This window comes from Kitasatospora sp. SC0581, assembly GCF_048159585.1.
Taxonomy (GTDB): domain Bacteria; phylum Actinomycetota; class Actinomycetes; order Streptomycetales; family Streptomycetaceae; genus Kitasatospora.
Genome location: NZ_JBLRWA010000009.1, coordinates 98,560 through 116,833, shown reverse-complemented (window position 1 = coordinate 116,833; position 18,274 = coordinate 98,560). Strand labels below are relative to the sequence as shown.

Genomic DNA, 18,274 nt, shown 5'->3' with positions numbered 1-18,274 from the left:
TGAGAGTTGCCACACACTAGGACTTTTCAGCCCCCTCTGCACAGATTTCATTACTGAATGTTTACATTCTTTTCCGGACATCCTTGCAGGTAGGGGGCGTTATGGCGCCCGGCATATTACGTATCCGATCGATCCGACCGGAATTCGGGCCGCGCCGTGCGGGGTCGCATGATAGGGGAAATTCCCGAGGATGGGAATAGTGGGCTCCGTATAGCGGAGCGGCGCTAGTCCACCAGATCGGACGGGTCGGTGTTGGCGCCGCAGAGCAGCACGGCGACGCGCTCGCCCTCGGCCCGGTCGACGGCGGCGAGCGCCGTGGCGGCCGCGTACTCGACGGCGATCCGGCGGTCCTCCCAGAGCTGCCGGCGGGCGCGCACGATGGCCTCGTCGTCGACCAGCACCGACCGGACGCCCTCGTGCGCGGCGGCGTCCACGGCGAGGGCGGCGGCCCGGCGGGCCCCGAGCGAGTCCTGGGCGACGGAGTCCACCGGGACGTCCACCGGGCGGCCCGCGGCCAGGGCGGCGTTCAGCGCGCGGCTGCCCGTCGGCTCCACGGCGAGCACCCGGATGCCGTGCTCGCGGGCCGCCACCGCCACCCCGGCGAACAGCCCGCCGCCGCCGACCGACACCACCACCGTGTCCAGCCCGGGCACCCCGGCGCGGATCTCCGACAGGACCGTCCCGGCGCCGGCGGCGATCAGCGGGTGGTCGTACGCGTGCGAGGACAGCGCCCCGCTGCCGGCCGCGAACTCCTCGCAGGCGGCCAGCGCCTCCGCGTACTCCCGGCCCGCCAGCCGTACCTCCGCGCCGTACGAGCGCAGCCGCGCCAGCTTCACCGGGGACGCCGTCTCGGGCAGGAACACCGTTGCCCGGACGCCGAGTTCGCGGGCCGCCCAGGCGCAGGCAAGCCCGGCGTTGCCGCCCGAGGCGATGGTCACCCCGGCGTCCGGGAGGGTGCCCGCCTCGGCGTGCGCCAGCAGGAAGTTCTGCGCGCCGCGCGCCTTGAAGCTGCCGGTGTGCTGGAGGAACTCCAGCGCCAGCCAGGTCCGTCCGCCGTCGTCCCCCGGTGCCACCGCCACCGGGCGCACCCGTCCGGCGATCCGCTTCCCGGCGGCCTCGACCTCGTCGTACGTCAGCTGGTCCATCGTGTTCCGCTCCTTCGTCGAGGGGGACGTGCCACCGGGAGTCCCGGCCAGGACGACCGTACGTCCCGTCCGTGGGCGAAGGAAAGATCACGAACGTCGGGGCCGGACCGCGCGTAGGCTGGCCCCGTGCGATTCGTGATCCTCCCCCCGCCGGCCCGCTAGCGGGCGGCCCACTCCACCTCCTCCGGCCCGACGGGACTGCCCGCAGCCGGGGCGATGACTGCCGCCCGCGTACCCAGCGGACCTGAACCGGCAACTCATCGTGGAGTACCGACGCATGACCTCGTACACCGCCGTGCCCTTCCGGCGCGGCCTCCTGTCCATCTCCGCCGCCGCCGTCGCCTGGGGCGTCGGCGGCGCCGTCTCCGCACTGCTGATGAGCACCAGCGGGCTCGGCCCGGCGGGCGTCTCCTGCTGGCGCTTCGGCGTCGCCGCGCTCTGCCTGGCCCTGCTGCCGGGCCGCCGGCCGCGCGCCGGGCGGGGCGCCGCCGGGTGGCGCGCCGCCGCGCTGACCGGGCTCGGTCTGGCGGTCAGCCAGTGCGCCTACTTCGGCTCGGTGCGGTACGCGGGCCTCGGGCTGGGCACCCTGATCACCATCGGTGCCGGCCCGGTGTTCACCAGCCTCGGCGCCCACCTGCTGCTCGGCGAACGCCTGACCCGTCGAACGGCGGCCGCGGTCGCCCTGGCCCTGGCCGGCCTCGCCCTGCTGGTGGCCGCCCCGGCGGCGGGCCCGCGCCCGGCCCTCGGCGTCGCGCTGGCCGTCCTCGCGGGCGCCGGCCAGAGCGGCCTCACCCTCTGGGCCCGGGGCGGCGGCTCGGCCCGGGCCGGCACCGGCGCCTTCACCACCGGGCTGCTCTGCCTGCTTCCGCTCGTCGCCGTCCAGGGCGTCCAGGGCGTCCTGCCGGTCGATGGGGACCCGCTGGTCACCGCGGTGGCGCTGCTCTTCCTCGGCACCGTGCCCACCCTGTTCGCCTACCGCTGGTACTTCACCGGCCTGACCACCGTGCCCAGCACGACGGCCGCGGTGCTGGTCCTGCTGGAGCCCGCGACCGCGGCGGTGATCGGCGTGCTCTGCCTCGGCGAGCCGCTGACGGCGGGCCTGCTGGCGGGCTCGGCGCTGCTGCTCGCGGCCATCGCGGCGCTGGCGCGGGAGTAGCGGCTCCGGCGCGGGAGTCAGCGGTTCCGGCGCGGGAGCGGCGGAGGGCGGGGGCCACCCGGGCGGGCGTCCTGTGGTCGCCCGGGGTCCGGTGGCGTGCTGTCGTGGTCCGCATGAACAGCTCACTGCCGGCCCGGGTGGCCGCCGCGACCGCCTCCGCCCTCCTGCTCCTCCTGCTCACCGCGGCCGGGACCGTGGCCGCCGCCGGACCGGCGGCGGCGACCGGGCGCCGGGACGTCACCGCCGACCAGTGCCGGAGCGCGGGCGGGCACGTCGAGGGCAGCGGCTACTGCGTCGGCGCGGACGGCGAGGACGCCTGGGGCGAGCCCATCGACGGCCAGGCGGTCAACCCGAACCCGCGGCCCGGGGAGGAGTGAGCGCCGTACGGGCCCCGCGCCCCGCTCCCGGGCAGGGGAGCGCGGCGCGAGGCCCGTACGGGGTCGGTCAGGGCACCGGGCGCAGGGTGACCGGGGCCGGGGTGAGGGCGCGCAGGACGAGGTCGACGCGCACCTTGGCGGCGCCCGCGCGGTACAGCGCGGTGGAGATCGTCCGTAACTCCTCGGGGCCGGTGCAGGCGAGGCGCAGTTCGAGGTCGGCCTCGCCGGCCAGGGCCAGGCCGCTCTGGACGGCGGGGAACTCCGCCGCGAGGCGGTCGAAGTCGAGCGGGACGGGGCCGTGGCTGATCCGGGCGATCGCGTGCAGCGCCCGGGCCGGGCGGGCCCGCCCCGCCGGGTCCGGCTCGTCCGGGACGAGCCGGAGCGGGGCGGTCACCGGTGCTGGAACTGGACGGTCGGGGCCGGGGCGGAGGGCGCCGCGACGGGGGCGCGGCCGGGCGGGGCGGTCCTGGACGGGGCGGTGGCGGAGGGAGTGGCGGCGGAGGGGGCCGCGACCGAGGGGGCGACCAGCCGCGGGTCCAGTACCAGGGTGTCGATCCCGAGCGGGGCGGTGAGGTCGCGGAGGGCGGGCTCGCCGAGCTCGGTGCGGGCCTGGTCGGGCCCGAGGAGGGCGGCGAGGGCCTCGGGGCTGGAGAATCCGACCGCACAGCGGCGGCCGTCGCGCAGGCGGAACAGGCGGAGTGCGGTGGTGCTTCCGGTGCCGGAGACGGTGACCGGAACGTGCCAGACGGCGCGGGCCATGCGAATGCTCCCGAGTGGGGTGGTGGTGCCTGCCGGAACTACTGCCTCGACGCTAGGTCGACCCGGCCCGGGAGGCTCCGGTCCTGACGCGCCGTTGACCGAATGCGGTCGTGCGTTGACGCACTCCTGACGTTCGGCTCACCCGAGTGGACCAAACCACTGGTCGGGCGCTCCGCTTGCCGAGCGCCCCGACCCGGACGACCGTGGAACCCGTCCCCCGTCACGACCTCCGTTCCGTCCTCCACGCCGCCTGTCGGAACGCCCCTCCGGGAGGGCCGGGGCGCCCGCCGGCCGGGCCGGTGCGCGCCCGGAAACGGGGGGAGGTGGAGTCGGAGGCCCGTGACGAGATATCTTGACGTCAAGACGTTGGAGACGTGAAGCGGAGTACCGATGACTGACTCGACCATCATCTATACGCACACCGACGAGGCTCCGGCCCTGGCGACCTACTCGTTCCTGCCCGTGGTGCAGGCGTACGCCTCGACCGCGGGTGTGCGCGTGGAGACCCGCGACATCTCCCTGGCCGGGCGGATCATCGCGAGCTTCCCGGAGCGTCTGACCGAGGCGCAGCGGATCGGCGACGCGCTGGCCGAGCTGGGTGAGCTGGCCAAGACCCCGGACGCCAACATCATCAAGCTGCCGAACATCTCGGCCTCGGTGCCGCAGCTCAAGGCCGCCGTCGCCGAGCTCCAGGCCCAGGGCTACGCCCTGCCGGACTACCCGGACGACCCGCAGACCGACGAGGACAAGGACGTCCGCGCCCGCTACGACAAGGTCAAGGGCAGCGCCGTCAACCCGGTCCTGCGCGAGGGCAACTCGGACCGCCGCGCCCCGCAGTCGGTCAAGAACTACGCCAAGACCCACCCGCACCGCATGGGTGCCTGGACGGCCGACTCCAAGACCAACGTCGCCACCATGGGTGAGAACGACTTCCGGTCGACCGAGAAGTCCGCCGTGATCGCCGGTGACGGTGCGCTGCGCATCGAGCTGCTCGGCGAGGACGGCACCACCACCGTGCTGCGCGAGAAGGTGCCGGTGCTGGCGGGCGAGGTCGTCGACGCCTCGGTGCTGCACGTCGCCGCCCTGAACGAGTTCCTGGCCGCGCAGATCGCCCGGGCCAAGGCCGAGGGCGTGCTGTTCTCGGTGCACCTCAAGGCCACCATGATGAAGGTCTCCGACCCGATCATCTTCGGCCACGTGGTCCGCGCCTTCTTCCCGAAGACCTTCGCCAAGTACGGCGAGGTGCTCGTCGCCGCCGGCCTGAACCCGAACAACGGCCTCGGCGGCATCCTGGCCGGCCTCGACAACGTGCCGCACCTGGGCGCCGAGATCAAGGCCTCCTTCGAGGCCGAGCTGGCCGAGGGCCCGGCCCTGGCCATGGTCGACTCCGACAAGGGCATCACCAACCTGCACGTGCCGAGCGACGTCATCGTCGACGCCTCGATGCCGGCCATGATCCGCACCTCCGGCCACATGTGGGGCCCGGACGGCAAGGAGGCCGACACCCTCGCCGTGCTGCCGGACAGCAGCTACTCCGGCGTGTACCAGGCCGTCATCGACGACTGCCGCGCCCACGGCGCCCTGGACCCGGCGACCATCGGCTCGGTGCCGAACGTCGGCCTGATGGCCCAGAAGGCCGAGGAGTACGGCTCGCACGACAAGACCTTCGAGATCGCCGCCGCGGGCACCGTCCGCCTGGTCGACGCCGAGGGCAACGTGGTGCTGGAGCAGGCCGTCCAGCCGGGCGACATCTTCCGCGCCTGCCAGACCAAGGACCTGCCGATCCAGGACTGGGTCAAGCTGGCCGTCACCCGCGCCCGCGCCACCGGCGTCCCGGCGGTGTTCTGGCTGGACGAGAACCGCGCCCACGACGCGGTGCTGATCGAGAAGGTCAAGAAGTACCTGCCGGAGCACGACACCACCGGCCTGCAGATCGAGATCAAGTCCCCGGTCGACGCCACCACGTTCTCGCTGGAGCGCATCCGCCGCGGCGAGGACACCATCTCGGTGACCGGCAACGTGCTGCGTGACTACCTGACCGACCTGTTCCCGATCCTGGAGCTGGGCACCAGCGCCAAGATGCTGTCGGTCGTCCCGCTGATGGCGGGCGGCGGCCTGTTCGAGACCGGCGCCGGCGGCTCCGCCCCGAAGCACGTCCAGCAGCTGGTCAAGGAGAACTACCTGCGCTGGGACAGCCTGGGCGAGTTCTTCGCGCTGGCCGCCAGCTTCGAGCACCTGGCCACCACCACGGACAACGCCCGCGCCCAGGTGCTGGCCGACACCCTGGACCGCGCCACCGGCACCTTCCTCAACGAGGACAAGTCGCCGAGCCGCCGCCTCGGTGGCATCGACAACCGCGGCAGCCACTTCTACCTGGCCACCTACTGGGCCCAGGAGCTGGCCAAGCAGACCGACGACGCCGAGCTGGCCCAGGCCTTCGCCGGCCTGGCCGCGACGCTGACCGAGCAGGAGTCGGCCATCGTGGACGAGCTGATCGCCGTCCAGGGCTCGCCGGTCGACCTCGGCGGCTACTACCAGCCGGACCCGGCCAAGGCCGCCGCCGTGATGCGCCCGTCGAAGACCTTCAACGAGGCGCTCGCCAACCTCGGCTGAATCCAGGCGAGTTGAGGCACCGGAGGCCCCCGGGCGGGGCCGGACGGACCAGCCCGGGGGCCTCCGCCGGGCTCAGGCGCCCGCCGGCCCACGGCGGGCCTGCCCGCCGGTCGCGGGCCGCCGGAGCGCCTGGCCGCCCCACACCAGCACGGTGCCGACCAGACAGGCGAGCGCGACCAGGATGCCCATGCCGATCCTGACCGGCCGGTGCTCGGCCACCTCGCCGGTCGAACCGTCCGCCCACACCTGCTCCCGATGGCCGTCCGGGTGGTCGCCGTCGCGGGAGCGGCGGACCTGCTCCCAGTCCTGCCCGGCCGCCGTCCAGCGGTAGGTGCAGCTGTAGACGTCGATCGAGCCGATCGGGCCGCGGTCGCTCTCCAGGGTCTCCGAACCGGAGACGTGGCAGCCGCTCAGGGTGGCCGTCACCGCCTTGTCGGTGCGCATCCAGCTCTGGATGTCGTCCGTGGCGGACGCCGCCATCAGGACGCCGACCAGCGGCGGCACGAGCAGGAACAAGCCGATGCCCACGACCGCGCCGGGGGAGACCTCGTACCGCAGGAACGGTCCCGAGGCCGCCGCGCCCGCCAGCAGGGCGGCCCCGAACACCCACCCGTGCCAGGACAGCCACCCCGGGTCGTCGAACACCCACTGCCAGGCGGCCAGCCCGCCCACCACCGCCGCGACCAGGGCGGCCGCCAGGGCCACCAGGACGCAGGCCCGCTGCAACGCGCTCCACTTGGACACGCTCGTGCCCCCTCCGCACTCGGCTCCGCCTCCATCCTGGCGGAGGGGTGCGACACGATCCAGAGCCCGGCACCGGGACCGCTGTGCCCCGGGACCGCGCTGCCCCGGGACCGCGCTGCCCCGGGACCGTCCTCAGGACAGTCCGAGCAGCGCCCCGGCCCCGGCCGCCGCCACCACCAGGAGCAGGGCGGCCCCGTGCGGGCGCCACAGGGCGAGGGCGGTGCCGACGGCCTCGCGCAGCAGGAGGTACGGGCCGTGCGCCAGCGGGCCGTCCGCGCCGAGCACGGCGGCGGGGGCGCCGGCCCGGCGGGCGGCGAGGGCGGAGCGGACGGTGTGGAAGCCGTTGGTGACCACCGTGCAGCGGTAGCCGGGGCGCTCGGCGGCCATCAGGGCGGCACTGAAACGCAGGTTCTCGGCGGTGTTCACGGCCCGCTCCTCGCGCCGGATCCGCTCGGCAGGGACGCCCCGGGCGACCAGGTAGCGGGCCATCGCGGCGGCCTCGGTGCAGTCCTCGTGCGGGCCCTTCCCGCCGGTCACCACGACCAGCGGGGCGTACCCGGCGGCCTCCTCGGCGGCGAAACGTTCCAGCGCGGCGTCCAGCCGGGCCGCCAGCGGGGGCCCGGGCTCGCAGCCCTCCAGCGCGGCGCCCAGGACCACCAGATAGTCGGAGCCGGCCGGCACGGGCCGGCGGCGGTGGTACAGCGCCAGGCCGAGGAAGCCGAGCAGCCAGAGCGGGACGGACCCGCAGAGCAGGACGGCGACGAACAGCAGGACGTGCATATACGTTCGAACGCCTGCGGCGGAACGACCGTTCCGGGGCGGTCCCGGAACGGCGGAACCCCCGTTCCGGAGGCGGAGCGGGGGTTCTCGGGAACGATCGTTCCGCGGTGAGTGGTGGGGTGGCCTCAGCCGGCCTCAGCCGGCCTCAGCCGGCCTCGGCCGCCGGGGTGGCGCCCGCCACCGGGGCGACCGGGGCGGCCGGAGCCGAGCCGGGGCGCCGGTCGCGCTTGTGCAGCGAGGCCAGGTAGGCGTTGTACGCCTCCAGCTCGGCGTCGCCGGTGCGCTCCTCGGAGCGGTCGCGGCGGCGGGCCTGCCGCTGTTCGGAGCCCATCCACTGGTAGACCAGCGCGATCAGCACGATCGCGGTCGGGATCTCGCCGAACGCCCAGGTGATGCCGCCGGCCAGCTTCTGGTCCTCCAGGAGGTTCGTCCCCGGTGGTGCGCCCTCCACGGTGAAGGTGGTGACCAGCGGGTGGCCCGCCATCATCACCGCCACGCCGAAGAAGGCGTGGAACGGCATCCCCATGAACAGCTCGATGATCCGCATCACGTGGCCCGGGCGGTGCGGGCCCGGGTCCACGCCCATGATCGGCCAGAAGAAGGCCAGACCGGTGAGCAGGAAGTGCACCATCATGAAGATGTGCCCGAGGCGGTACTGCATCAGGAAGTCGAACAGCGGGGTGAAGTAGACCCCGTACAGGCTCGCGATGAACATCGGGATGGTGAACGCCGCGTGCGAGACGATCCGCATGTACCGGCTGTGCAGCAGCGCCACCAGCAGCTCGCGCGGCCCGCGCGGACGGCCCTTGCCGGCCGGGCGCAGGGCGCGCAGCGCCAGCGTGATCGGGGCGCCCAGCAGCAGCAGGATCGGCGTCAGCATGGAGAGCACCATGTGCTGGATCATGTGCGCGCTGAACAGCACCATGCCGTAGTCGTTCAGCCCGGTGCAGGTGACCAGCAGCATGGTGGCGACACCCGCCGCCCAGCCGACCGCCCGGCCGATCGGCCAGCGGTCGCCGCGCCGGTACAGCCGCACCACGCCCGCCGCGTACAGCCCCAGGAGGACCAGTCCGCCGAGCAGGAACACCCAGTCGGGGGACCAGGTCCAGACGTTGGACAAGCTGAACGGGCCTAGTTGGGTCATCCCGCCGTGGTGGTGCATTCCTGACATTCCGTCGCCCATCGGCGGGTCCTGCTTTCCGTCCTCGTGGTCCAAAACGCGGGTCCGGTTCGCCCGTTTTGCTTGACATACAGCCTAGGTGGGCCTTACCCCGGGCCATCCCCCCACCCCCTCCGTACGGGTGTCTCCCCACCGGAGCGCCTCCTGGCTAGACTGACCGGCCGGTCGGCGGGGAGGCTCGGGGCTCGGAGTCCGAGGGCTCGGGGATTCGACAGGGAGGCTCGGAGATGGCGACGGAACACGGTCCCGCGGCGCCCACCACGGTCGCGCTGACCGGGGCGACCGGCTTCATCGGCTCCGGCGTGCTCGCGGCCCTCGCCGCGCGCGGCGTCCGGGTACGCGCCCTGGCCCGCACACCGCCCCAGGAGGCCGTACCGGGCCCCGTCTGGGTCCCGGGCGACCTGGCCGACCCGGCGGCGCTCACGGAGCTCTGTACGGGCGCCGGGGCACTGGTGCACCTCGCCTCCCGGGTCGACGGCGGAGCCGAGGAGTGCGAGGTGGTCAACGACCGGGGCACCGCCGCCCTGATGGCGGCCGCCACCCGCGCCGGGGTGCGGCGGATCGTCCACCTCTCCACGGCCGCGGTCTACGGCGAGGGCCCGCACCAGGGCATCGAGGTGGACGAGGTGCCGCCCGCCCCGGTGTCCGAGGCCAGCCGCACCCGGCTGCTCGGCGAGCGCCACGCGCTGGCGGCCGGCGGGTGCGTGCTGCGCCCCGGACTGGTGACCGGCACCGGGGACCGCTGGGTGGTGCCCGCGCTGGCGGAGCTGGTCCGCCGGGTGCCGGTCCGCTGGGAGGGAGGCCGCACCCGGCTCTCGATGGTCGACCGCGCCGACCTGGCCCGGCTGATCACCGCGCTCGCCCTGGACGGGCAGGCCGCCCCGCCGGGCGTCCACCACGCCTCGCACCCCGACCCGGTCCGCGGTGGCGACCTGCTCACGGCCCTGGCCGCCCTCGGCCTGCTGCCCGCCCCGGACGGCCCGGACACCCCCTGGGAGGAGTGCCGCCGACTGCTGGCCGCCGCGCCCGGCCGGGTCTCCGAGCGGCAGTTCGGCCTGATCGCCCGCGACCACTGGTACCGCAGCGACCGGATCTGGCACCTCGCCGCCTGCCCGCCCGGCCCCGGCCCCCTGGCCCGCCTCCCCGAGGCCGCCCCCTGGTACCGCCAGGCGCTCGGCCGGCCCTGAGGGGCCGCCGGGAGGCGGGCGTCGCGGCCGGGGTCCTCCCGGTCCCGGTTCAGGAGGCCGCGTCGGCGATCAGCGCGGTGGTCAGCTCGTGGAGGCGCCGCGCCGCCTCGGGGTCGAAGGCGGGGCCGGTGAGCTCCAGCGGCGCGCCCGTCATGGAGGCGGAGAGGATCTCGGCGGGCGGCGCGTCGAGCGCCGCCAGGACCGGCACGATCCCCTCCTCCACCGGCCTGGCGTTCCGCCGCGCGGCCTCTATCTGCTCGGCCATGACCGGGTCGTACTCGCCCGAGAAGCCGGTGCGGACGCTGCCCGGGTTCAGCAGCACGTACCGCACCGGACCGGCCGGCCGCCGCTGGGCGAACCCGACGCCGAGCAGGTCGTTGAGGCGGCTGCCCTGCATCAGGGCGTCGATGCCGCTGTAGTCGCGCTCACGGCCCAGGTCGTCCCAGCGGATCTCGCCGAAGTCGACGCCCGGGCCGCAGACGTTGACCACGACGGGTGACGGTGCGGCGGCCAGCAGGTCGGCCAGTTCGTGGCTGAGGACGAAGCGGCTGAGGTAGTACAGCGCGAAGGTGTGCTCGAAGTCCTCGGCCGTGACCAGGCGCGACGAGCGGAAGTGCTGGGCGCACAGGACCAGTCCGTCGATCCCGGCGAACCGGTCCCGGATCTCACCGACGGCCCTGCGGGTCTCGCTGACCAGGCTGAGGTCGGCGGCGATGAAGTGTGCGCGGCCCCTGGCGCCGATGCGCTCGGCCTCCGCGAGCACCTCGGCGCCCTTCTCGGCGTTGCGGCCGAGGACGACGACCTCGTCGCCGCGCCCCAGGTACGTCAGGGCAACGGCCTTGCCGATGCCGTCCGTACCACCCGAGACAACAATCGTTTTCACGCTGGGACCTCCACGGAACGGTGAACACGGGAGAACTCGCGGCGGGGAACGCCGGTGCGGCGGGAGCCGACCTGTGGGAAGGCGTGCGGATACGCGCGCCGCCAAGTCATCGATTGATGACTCGGTCGAAGCTAATCGCGCCGGGATACCATGTCAACAGCTGATGACTTGATGCCGCAGCACCTGTCGATCCACCGGGAGAATGCCGTGACCGCACCGTCGAGCGGCCGGTCGCCGCGCCACAAGCGCGACCGGGAGGCCACCAGAGCCGCCCTGCTGGCGGCCGCCCGGGTCCACTTCGGCCGCGAGGGCTACGCCGGGGCGAACGTCCGCGGCATCGCCCAGGATGTGGGCGTGGACGCCTCGTTGGTGTTCCGGTACTTCGGTTCGAAGCGGAAGCTGTTCGAGGAGGCGTCGGCCGAGGACGCGCAGGAGGCCGGGGCCGTGCTGGCCAGCCCGCCCGGCCAACTCCCTTACAGGCTACTGGAGATGATCCTCCGCGAGGAACGGCCGGAGTCGGTGGGCGACCACCCGTTCATCGCCATGCTGCGGTCGGCCGGCGACGAGACGATCCGCGGTCAGCTGCACGACCAGGTGTGCGACACCTACATCGCGGGCCTGCGCGCCCTGGTCGATGGGCCGGACGCGGATCTGCGGGCGGAGCTGTTCAGCGCGTGGCTGCTGGGCATCAGCGTGGTGCGGACCGTGGTGCGCAGCGACGTGCTCGCCGCCGCGACCCTGCCCGAGGTGGCACCGTACTTCGACCAGGTGGCCGCCGCCCTGCTGGGCGGGGGCGGCTCCGCCGATGACCGACGAGGCGGGCCCGATCGTTGAGGGGCCGCCGGTGCCGGGGTGTTCCCGTTGCGGCGGCCGGCGGCCCCCATCGGGCGTGGGACCGTCAGGCCGTGGCCTGCCCGGCGCCGGGGCGCTGGTTCTTCGCGTCGACGACGGCCCGGATGACGATGGTCGTGCGCTCCACGACGGTGCCGGGCTTGATGCCGTACTCCTCCCGGACCTGCACGCCACGGCTGCCGAGGTACTGGTGGCTCTCCCGATCGAAGATCCACTCCGATCGCTCGCCGGTCTGGGGGTCGAGCCGCGCCAACGCGATCCCGTCGCGGCCGGAGACGTCCTGCGCGTGCTCGACCACCACCACGCCCGGGATCTTGCCGGCGGCCTCGTAGAGCGCGGCGGCGAGGGCGGAGGGGACGAGCTGCTCGCGGATGATGGAGCCGATCTCGTTGAACGCCTGCTGGTCGTGGTCCCGGTCGCCGCTCACCGTCGAGTAGACGGACTTCAGCAGCGCGTCGGGGTCGGCGGGCTGGGCCGCGAGCCACTGGTAGGTCAGCTGCTCGCGGGGCTCCTTGGTGTCCAGCGTGATGCCGCCCTTCGACTGGTAGCCCGGCTCGTCCAACCAGCCCTTGGTGCCGTCGGGGGACTTCCACACCTCGCGGTCGTGCAGCGGCTGGACCCAGGTGGCGGACTCCCCGGTGTCCACGTTGTGACGGGTGGCCATGAAGGAGACCTGGCTCTTGACGTAGACGAACTGGCCCGGTCCGGGCTGGGGCGTGGTGCGCGCCGTCGCGGCGGCGGCGATCGCGTGGACCGTCGAGGCGAGCTGGACGGTGCTCCCCTCCTCGATCTGCACGACGGGTGCCCTGACCAGCCGTGGGGAGCCGAGGGTGTCGGCCGGGGTGTTCAGGGAGACGACCACGGCGAGGGCCGCGGCCGCGGCGACCGGCGCCGCGAAGAGGACGGTGCGGCGCAGCGGGCGCCGTACCGGGGCGGCCGCGGGGGCGGCCTGGTCGGGCCGGTGGATCTCGCTCATCAGGTGCTCCTCGAGCAGGTCCTGGCGGTCGGCCGCCAGGCGGGGATCGGCCGGCGCCGGCAGTAGACGGGCCAGTTCCGCGTGGTCGAGCGGTTCGGTGTGCCGCCGCGAGTTGCGGATCATCGGTGAGTCTCCTTGTGCGGCCGGGCCGCGGTGCTGCGGCTGCCCTGTACTTGTCCGGGGATCGGGAGCGGTTCCGTGTTCTTCTGCGCGGCGCGCAGTTCCTCGGCCGCGAGTCTGCGCAGTCGGGTGCGGGCGCGGGAGAGGCGCGAGCGTACGGTGCCGACGGGTATGCCGAGGGTGGCCGCCGCTTCCGCGTAGCCGAGCCCGGACCAGACGCAGAGCGCGAAGACCTCGCGTTCCGAGCGCCGCAGGCGCCCCAAGGCCTTGTGGGCGGCGGCGAGTTGCTCGGAGTCGGCGATGCGGCCGACGAGTTCGTCGGCGAAGTCGGGGACCGGGTCGGTCGCGGGCATGCGGGCCAGGGCCGCGCTGTGGCGGCGGGCGGCGCGCGTCGTGTTGCGCAGCACGTTGACGGCGATGCCCATGAGCCAGGGGCGTGGACTGTCGCCCTCGTCGCGGAGTTTCCCGCGCAGGCGCCAGGCCTCGAGGAAGGTCAGCGAGACCACGTCCTCGGCGAGTGCCCAGTTCCCGGTCACGCGCACGGCGTGGCGGTACACCAGGGAGGCGTGGTCCCGGAAGAGGTCGCGGAACGCTTCGGGGTTCCCGGCCCGGAGCCGGGAGTGTGGATGGTTCACGTCATGCCTTGTCCGGGCGGGAGGGCCGGTTCCCGTGACCCGGGTCACCATCCGCGGCGTCAGTTCCTGGGGACCAGGGTGTTCTCGTTGCGGCGGCCGGCGGCGTGGTCGTCGATGTTGCGGGCGGTGGCGTCGATGATCTGGCCGACGGCGGTGCGGGTGAAGTAGGCCTGATGGCTGGTGACGAGGACCTGGGGGAAGGTGACGAGGCGGGCGAGGGTGTCGTCGGTGATGCCCTCGATGGAGCGGTCGGTGAAGAAGACGCCGGTCTCCTCCTCGTAGACGTCGAGGCCGACGCCGGAGAGGCGGCCGGCGCGCAGGGTCTCGACCAGGGCGGCGCTGTCGACGAGGCCGCCGCGGCTGGAGTTGATGAGGATGGCGTCGTCCTTCATGCGGGCGAGGGCGGCGCCGTCGATGAGGTGGTGGGTGGCCGGGAGGAGGGGGACGTGGAGGCTCACCAGGTCGGCGCGGGAGAGGAGTTCGGGCAGTTCGGTGTAGTGCATGCCGAGGTCGAGGCAGGCCGGGTTCCGCGCGATGTCCCAGCCGAGGAGTTCGGTGCCGAAGCCGGCGGCGATGCGGGCGAAGCACTCGCCGATCTTGCCGGTGCCGATGACGCCGACGGTCATGCCGTGGATGTCGCGGCCGAGGAGCCCGTCGAGGCGGAAGTCGAACTCGCGGGAGCGGCTCGCGGCGCGGGTGAGGCGGCGGTTGACGGCCAGCGCGAGGGTCCAGGCGTGTTCGGCCACGGAGTACGGGCTGTAGTGGGAGACCCGGGCGACGGTGAGGCCGAGTTCGGCGGCCGCGTCGAGGTCGATGTTGTTGAAGCCGGTGGAGCGCTGGGCGATCAGCTCGGTGCCGCCGGCGGCGAGGACGGCGAGGGTCTCGGCGTCCAGGACGGCGTTGACGCTGCTGCTGACGGCCGGGTAGCCGGCGGCCAGCGGGGCGGTGTCGCGGTTGAGGAACACGTCGAGGCAGCGCAGCCCGTGGCGGCCGGCGAAGGCCTGCTCCAGCAGCGGCCGCTCGTCGGCCTGCACTCCGTAGGCGAGGATCTCCATGCCGGACACGCTAGCGGCGGGGGCCGCCGGACGCCCGCCGGGTGCGGCAAGCGCCCCCGGGACGTACGGAGGCCCCCGGGCCGCGCGGGGCGGGCCGGGGGCCTCCGGGGAGGGCAGGGGGCGGTCAGAGGACCGTCTCGGCCTCCAGGTAGCGGTCCTGCGGTACGGTCTTCAGCTCGGCGACCGCCTCGGCCAGCGGCACCAGGTTGATGTTGGTGCCCTGCAGCGCGGTGATGTGCCCGAAGGCGCCCTTGTGGACGGCCTCGACGGCGTGCCAGCCGAAGCGGGTGGCGAGCACCCGGTCGTAGGCGGTCGGGGTGCCGCCGCGCTGGGTGTGGCCGAGGATCACCGGGCGGGCCTCCTTGCCGAGGCGGTGCTCCAGTTCGCGGGAGAGCTGGGTGGCGATGCCGGTGAACCGCTCGTGGCCGTAGATGTCCTTGGTGCCCTCCTCCCAGTGCATGGTGCCGGGCTCGGGCTTGGCGCCCTCGGCGCAGACCACGATGGCGAACTTCTTCTGGCGGTCGAAGCGCTCGCGGACGACCTCGGTGAGCTTGTCGATGTGGAACGGGCGCTCCGGGACGACGATGGCGTGCGCGCCGGCGGCCATGCCCGCGTTCAGCGCGATCCAGCCGGTGTGCCGGCCCATGACCTCGACGACCATGACGCGCTGGTGGGACTCGGCGGTGGTCTTCAGCCGGTCCAGCGCCTCGGTGGCGACCGAGACGGCGGTGTCGAAGCCGAAGGTCACGTCGGTGGCGGCGATGTCGTTGTCGATGGTCTTGGGCACGCCGACGATCGGCAGGCCCGCGTCGCTCATCAGCTTGGCGGCCTTCAGGGTGCCCTCGCCGCCGATCGGGATGACCGCGTCCAGGCCGAGGTCGGCGCAGTACTTCTTGGCCCGTTCGACGCCGTCCCGCAGGTGGCTCGGCTGGACCCGGGAGGAACCGAGGATGGTGCCGCCCTGGGCCAGGATGCCGCTCACCGAGTCCAGGGTCAGGGGGCGGTGGTGGCCCTCAAGGAAACCGCGCCACCCGTCCTCGAACCCGATGATCTCGTCGCCGTGGTCGACCACCCCCCGGTGGACCACGGAGCGGATCACCGCGTTCAGGCCGGGGCAGTCACCGCCGCTGGTCAGCACTCCGATACGCATTAGCTTTGCAACTCCCGAGCAGAACCGAGGAACGGCCGGACTACAGGCTGGGACGACGAGCCGTCACCGTAACGGGGCGCTCCCTCGCCGTGGTGGCGGGGAGGTGGCCGCGGGGTGAAGGACCGGCCGATCCGGACAGAACGCCCGAAAACGGCCGCGAAGTCGAGCATACGGCCCCTGGTCCGGCCGGGCAGGAGCCGACGCGGGAGCGGCGCCGTCGGCGCCCCCGCGCGGAATTGCAGCCTGCTGCCGAGGAGGGTGTGCAGTAGGCAGCCCCATTGTGGTACGTCCGGGGCCGCCCGCGGACCGGGTGACCGCATGGCGGGCACCCGGCCGGGGCGTACGGATGTACTACTGGGGACGCGTCGCGGCCGCGATGCGCTCGGCGCGCAGCGCGTCGTACCAGGTGGTGTCGGCCGGCGGCAGCGCGGCGACGTCCAGCGCCAGCTTGAGCAGCATGTCGGCCACGGCGGGATTGCGGGCCAGCACCGGGCCGTGCAGGTAGGTGCCGAACACGGTGTCCCGCCAGGCGCCCTCGGTGCCGTCACCGGTGCCGTTGCCCCGGCCGACGCTGACGGTGGCGAAGGGCTGCACGCCCTGGCCGAGATGGGTGACGCCCTGGTGGTTCTCGAAGCCGGTCAGCTGCGGCAGGCCGAGCCGGGGGTCGACGTCGGCGAGCACGTCGCCGACGCAGCGGGCGCCCTCGCCGCGGGTGGTCCAGACGTCGAGCAGGCCCAGGCCCGGCTCGCGCTCGCCGAGGTCGTTGATGAACTCGTGGCCCATGATCTGGAAACCGGCGCAGACGCCGAAGATGATCGCGCCGTTCTCGGCGGCCCGCACCAGGCCGCTGTCGGCGCGCAGCCGCTCGGCGGCCAGGCGCTGCGGGCGGTCCTCGCCGCCGCCGATCAGGTAGATGTCGCCGCTGGTGGGGATCGCCTGGTCGGAGCGGACGTCGATCCGGGTCACGTTGAGGTGGCGCTGGCGGGCCCGGCGCTCCACGACCAGGGCGTTGCCCCGGTCGCCGTAGGTGCTGAGCAGGTCCGGGTAGACCCAGACCACGCGCAGGCTGCTCTCACTCATCCTCGAAGGCCTTCCGTCACGTAAAGACTGGTGTGCGGGCGCGGCATCAGCCGGCCACGACCTTCCGCAGCTGCTGGAAGGCGGTGTAGTTGGCGATGGCCTCGATCCGGCCGGGCGGGGCCATCCGGACGGCCTGCTCCAGTGTGTCGACCACGTGGAACTGGAGTCCGGCGACCTCCAGGCGGACGGCCAGGTCCAGCTTGCGCTGGCCCATCACGAAGACCGGGTGCCCGGCGAGGCGCTCGTAGTCGACGTCCCACAGCCAGGAGGTGTCGGTGCCGTCGGCGTCGAGGGCGTTGACGGAGAGGATCACCGGGGCGGGCGGGCCGTCGATCAGCGAGAAGGTCTCCAGCCAGCCGGCCGGGTTCTTGGCCAGCAGCAGGCGGATGTCCCGGCCCTGGTACTGGACCACGTCGTAGCGGCCGGCCACGGCGGCCACCGAGCGCATCCGCTCCAGGGCGACCTGCGGGGCGACGCCGAACACGGCGGCGACGGCGGCCGAGCTGGTGGCGTTGGCCAGGTTGGCCCGGCCCGGCAGCTGGAGCTGGATCGGCCAGGCGCCGCGCTGCGGGTCGATCACGTGGGTGCCCTGGAGCGCCCAGTGCGGGTTGGGCCGGCGGAAGCCGCAGTCCTGGCAGAACCAGTCGTCGCCGGGGCGCTGCATCACACCGCCGCAGGCGGGGCAGGACCAGGCGTCCTCCTTCCAGGCCTGTCCGGCGGCCACCCAGACCACCTTCTTGCAGGAGGAGGCGGCCCAGGTCACCAGCGGGTCGTCGGCGTTGGCGATGACCACGGCCTCGGTGTTCTGGAGGCCCTCGCGCCACTTCTCGGCCATCATCCGGGTCTCGGCGGCGCGGTCGAGCTGGTCGCGGGAGAGGTTGAGCAGGGCGATCGCCTTGGGGCGGGTGTCGCGGGCGACCATCGCCAGGTACTTCTCGTCGACCTCGATCACGCCGAAGCGGGCGTCGTTGCCGCCGGCCAGGGCGGAGGTGATGCCGGCGGGCATGTTGGCGCCCAGGGCGTTGGAGACCACCGGACCGGCGGCGCGCAGCGCCTCGGCGATCAGGCGGGTGGTGGTGGTCTTGCCGTTGGTCGCGCTGACCAGGACGACGTCGAGGTTCTCGGCGAGGGTGGCGAGCAGGTCGGGGTCGAGCTTGAGGGCGACCTTGCCGCCGATCACCGAGCCGCTCCCGCGCCCGGCCTTGCGCGACACGGCGGCGGCGACCCGGCCGGCGGTGACCGCGATCTTGGCGCGGGCCGGCAGCGAGGCGTCGCGTGCGCCTGTGGGCTCCGATTCGGTGCCTGCCATGCTCAGTGGTTCCTCCTTGCTGCGGCACCACCCATGGCCGAATAACGGGCCGTCGGGCGGCGGGGACGGGGGTCAGCCTACCGACTCCGTCGCCCGACCGGACGATCCGGACCCCGTGCCGCCTGCTGCGACGCGCTCGCGGGTGCTGCTGACGGCCTGTCGGGGAGAGCGGTGTACGGAGCAGCCCCAAGGGTTCGGCTCCGAACCCCTACTGCTTTGACGACGCTCGACGACCACCGTCGGGTTCCCGACCTGCCCGGGTAAGGATCTGGT

18 protein-coding genes are annotated in these 18,274 nt (G+C 73.7%); 5 read left to right on the top strand and 13 right to left on the bottom strand.

Features of this window, described 5'->3' with window-relative positions; all coding sequences use genetic code 11:
• Nucleotides 1-224 precede the first annotated feature (224 nt).
• Nucleotides 225-1,145: a serine/threonine dehydratase gene (locus ACLWS4_RS17035; protein ID WP_416874499.1), complete on the bottom strand. Its 921-nt coding sequence runs from the start codon at nucleotides 1,143-1,145 to the stop codon at nucleotides 225-227.
• Between the two features lie 277 nt (nucleotides 1,146-1,422).
• Here ACLWS4_RS17035 and ACLWS4_RS17030 point away from each other — a divergent pair, with 277 nt between their 5' ends.
• Entirely contained in the window at nucleotides 1,423-2,301 is an 879-nt protein-coding gene (locus ACLWS4_RS17030) for a DMT family transporter (RefSeq protein ID WP_074004535.1), read from the top strand.
• A 113-nt stretch (nucleotides 2,302-2,414) separates the two neighbouring features.
• Complete coding sequence (locus ACLWS4_RS17025) at nucleotides 2,415-2,678, top strand: hypothetical protein (protein WP_416874498.1); 264 nt, start codon at nucleotides 2,415-2,417, stop codon at nucleotides 2,676-2,678.
• Between the two features lie 67 nt (nucleotides 2,679-2,745).
• Here ACLWS4_RS17025 and ACLWS4_RS17020 read toward each other — a convergent pair whose 3' ends face one another.
• On the bottom strand, nucleotides 2,746-3,072 hold the full coding sequence (locus ACLWS4_RS17020; RefSeq protein ID WP_049657428.1) for a hypothetical protein: 327 nt from the start codon (nucleotides 3,070-3,072) through the stop codon (nucleotides 2,746-2,748).
• The gene (locus tag ACLWS4_RS17015) at nucleotides 3,069-3,437 is read right to left on the bottom strand and encodes an SAV_915 family protein (protein ID WP_117492267.1); all 369 of its coding nucleotides are present in this window, start codon (nucleotides 3,435-3,437) and stop codon (nucleotides 3,069-3,071) included. Before ACLWS4_RS17015 ends, ACLWS4_RS17020 begins: the two co-directional genes overlap by 4 nt.
• Before the next feature lie 390 nt (nucleotides 3,438-3,827).
• Here ACLWS4_RS17015 and ACLWS4_RS17010 point away from each other — a divergent pair, with 390 nt between their 5' ends.
• On the top strand, nucleotides 3,828-6,050 hold the full coding sequence (locus ACLWS4_RS17010) for an NADP-dependent isocitrate dehydrogenase (protein ID WP_049657424.1): 2,223 nt from the start codon (nucleotides 3,828-3,830) through the stop codon (nucleotides 6,048-6,050).
• A 72-nt stretch (nucleotides 6,051-6,122) separates the two neighbouring features.
• Here the strand turns inward: ACLWS4_RS17010 and ACLWS4_RS17005 are convergent, their stop codons facing one another.
• From ACLWS4_RS17005 to ACLWS4_RS16995, 3 genes are all read right to left on the bottom strand, one after another.
• Nucleotides 6,123-6,794 carry a hypothetical protein gene (locus tag ACLWS4_RS17005; RefSeq protein WP_416874497.1) on the bottom strand — a complete coding sequence of 224 codons (672 nt, stop codon included), beginning with the start codon at nucleotides 6,792-6,794 and terminating at the stop codon, nucleotides 6,123-6,125.
• Nucleotides 6,795-6,926: 132 nt separating this feature from the next.
• A complete protein-coding gene (locus ACLWS4_RS17000; protein ID WP_117492263.1) occupies nucleotides 6,927-7,574 on the bottom strand; it encodes a YdcF family protein in 648 nt (215 codons plus the stop codon).
• A gap of 145 nt (nucleotides 7,575-7,719) precedes the next feature.
• Nucleotides 7,720-8,736: a cytochrome c oxidase assembly protein gene (locus ACLWS4_RS16995; RefSeq protein ID WP_079272526.1), complete on the bottom strand. Its 1,017-nt coding sequence runs from the start codon at nucleotides 8,734-8,736 to the stop codon at nucleotides 7,720-7,722.
• Between the two features lie 245 nt (nucleotides 8,737-8,981).
• Here ACLWS4_RS16995 and ACLWS4_RS16990 point away from each other — a divergent pair, with 245 nt between their 5' ends.
• Complete coding sequence (locus ACLWS4_RS16990) at nucleotides 8,982-9,941, top strand: NAD-dependent epimerase/dehydratase family protein (protein ID WP_416874496.1); 960 nt, start codon at nucleotides 8,982-8,984, stop codon at nucleotides 9,939-9,941.
• A 49-nt stretch (nucleotides 9,942-9,990) separates the two neighbouring features.
• On the opposite strand, the gene ACLWS4_RS16985 is transcribed toward ACLWS4_RS16990, so the two are convergent.
• Entirely contained in the window at nucleotides 9,991-10,824 is an 834-nt protein-coding gene (locus ACLWS4_RS16985) for an SDR family NAD(P)-dependent oxidoreductase (RefSeq protein ID WP_416874495.1), read from the bottom strand.
• A 207-nt stretch (nucleotides 10,825-11,031) separates the two neighbouring features.
• Between ACLWS4_RS16985 and ACLWS4_RS16980 the strand changes: the two genes are divergently transcribed.
• On the top strand, nucleotides 11,032-11,658 hold the full coding sequence (locus ACLWS4_RS16980) for a TetR family transcriptional regulator (protein ID WP_416874494.1): 627 nt from the start codon (nucleotides 11,032-11,034) through the stop codon (nucleotides 11,656-11,658).
• A gap of 64 nt (nucleotides 11,659-11,722) precedes the next feature.
• On the opposite strand, the gene ACLWS4_RS16975 is transcribed toward ACLWS4_RS16980, so the two are convergent.
• The 6 genes from ACLWS4_RS16975 to ACLWS4_RS16950 all read right to left on the bottom strand — a co-directional run bounded on the left by ACLWS4_RS16975 (nucleotide 11,723) and on the right by ACLWS4_RS16950 (nucleotide 18,001).
• Nucleotides 11,723-12,775, bottom strand: coding sequence for a CU044_5270 family protein (locus ACLWS4_RS16975; RefSeq protein WP_416874493.1), 1,053 nt, complete (start codon nucleotides 12,773-12,775; stop codon nucleotides 11,723-11,725).
• On the bottom strand, nucleotides 12,772-13,407 hold the full coding sequence (locus ACLWS4_RS16970; RefSeq protein ID WP_416874492.1) for an RNA polymerase sigma factor: 636 nt from the start codon (nucleotides 13,405-13,407) through the stop codon (nucleotides 12,772-12,774). Before ACLWS4_RS16970 ends, ACLWS4_RS16975 begins: the two co-directional genes overlap by 4 nt.
• A gap of 59 nt (nucleotides 13,408-13,466) precedes the next feature.
• Nucleotides 13,467-14,462, bottom strand: coding sequence for a 2-hydroxyacid dehydrogenase (locus ACLWS4_RS16965; protein WP_049656211.1), 996 nt, complete (start codon nucleotides 14,460-14,462; stop codon nucleotides 13,467-13,469).
• Nucleotides 14,463-14,586: 124 nt separating this feature from the next.
• Nucleotides 14,587-15,612 carry a 6-phosphofructokinase gene (locus ACLWS4_RS16960; protein WP_074004545.1) on the bottom strand — a complete coding sequence of 342 codons (1,026 nt, stop codon included), beginning with the start codon at nucleotides 15,610-15,612 and terminating at the stop codon, nucleotides 14,587-14,589.
• 351 nt (nucleotides 15,613-15,963) lie between these two features.
• A complete protein-coding gene (locus ACLWS4_RS16955; RefSeq protein WP_074004546.1) occupies nucleotides 15,964-16,692 on the bottom strand; it encodes a type 1 glutamine amidotransferase in 729 nt (242 codons plus the stop codon).
• A 46-nt stretch (nucleotides 16,693-16,738) separates the two neighbouring features.
• Entirely contained in the window at nucleotides 16,739-18,001 is a 1,263-nt protein-coding gene (locus ACLWS4_RS16950) for a MurT ligase domain-containing protein (protein WP_049656207.1), read from the bottom strand.
• Nucleotides 18,002-18,274: the final 273 nt, after the last annotated feature.

Bases quoted from the DNA above. Each gene is read 5' to 3' on its own strand.
- ACLWS4_RS16990 (WP_416874496.1), top strand. From the start codon at position 8,982: ATGGCGACGGAACACGGTCCCGCGGCGCCCACCACGGTCGCGCTGACC.
- ACLWS4_RS17025 (WP_416874498.1), top strand. From the start codon at position 2,415: ATGAACAGCTCACTGCCGGCCCGGGTGGCCGCCGCGACCGCCTCCGCC.
- ACLWS4_RS16950 (WP_049656207.1), bottom strand. From the start codon at position 18,001: ATGGCAGGCACCGAATCGGAGCCCACAGGCGCACGCGACGCCTCGCTG.
- ACLWS4_RS16975 (WP_416874493.1), bottom strand. From the start codon at position 12,775: ATGATCCGCAACTCGCGGCGGCACACCGAACCGCTCGACCACGCGGAA.
- ACLWS4_RS16965 (WP_049656211.1), bottom strand. From the start codon at position 14,462: ATGGAGATCCTCGCCTACGGAGTGCAGGCCGACGAGCGGCCGCTGCTG.
- ACLWS4_RS17030 (WP_074004535.1), top strand. From the start codon at position 1,423: ATGACCTCGTACACCGCCGTGCCCTTCCGGCGCGGCCTCCTGTCCATC.
- ACLWS4_RS16955 (WP_074004546.1), bottom strand. From the start codon at position 16,692: ATGAGTGAGAGCAGCCTGCGCGTGGTCTGGGTCTACCCGGACCTGCTC.
- ACLWS4_RS17035 (WP_416874499.1), bottom strand. From the start codon at position 1,145: ATGGACCAGCTGACGTACGACGAGGTCGAGGCCGCCGGGAAGCGGATC.
- ACLWS4_RS17000 (WP_117492263.1), bottom strand. From the start codon at position 7,574: ATGCACGTCCTGCTGTTCGTCGCCGTCCTGCTCTGCGGGTCCGTCCCG.
- ACLWS4_RS16960 (WP_074004545.1), bottom strand. From the start codon at position 15,612: ATGCGTATCGGAGTGCTGACCAGCGGCGGTGACTGCCCCGGCCTGAAC.
- ACLWS4_RS17010 (WP_049657424.1), top strand. From the start codon at position 3,828: ATGACTGACTCGACCATCATCTATACGCACACCGACGAGGCTCCGGCC.
- ACLWS4_RS17015 (WP_117492267.1), bottom strand. From the start codon at position 3,437: ATGGCCCGCGCCGTCTGGCACGTTCCGGTCACCGTCTCCGGCACCGGA.
- ACLWS4_RS16995 (WP_079272526.1), bottom strand. From the start codon at position 8,736: ATGCACCACCACGGCGGGATGACCCAACTAGGCCCGTTCAGCTTGTCC.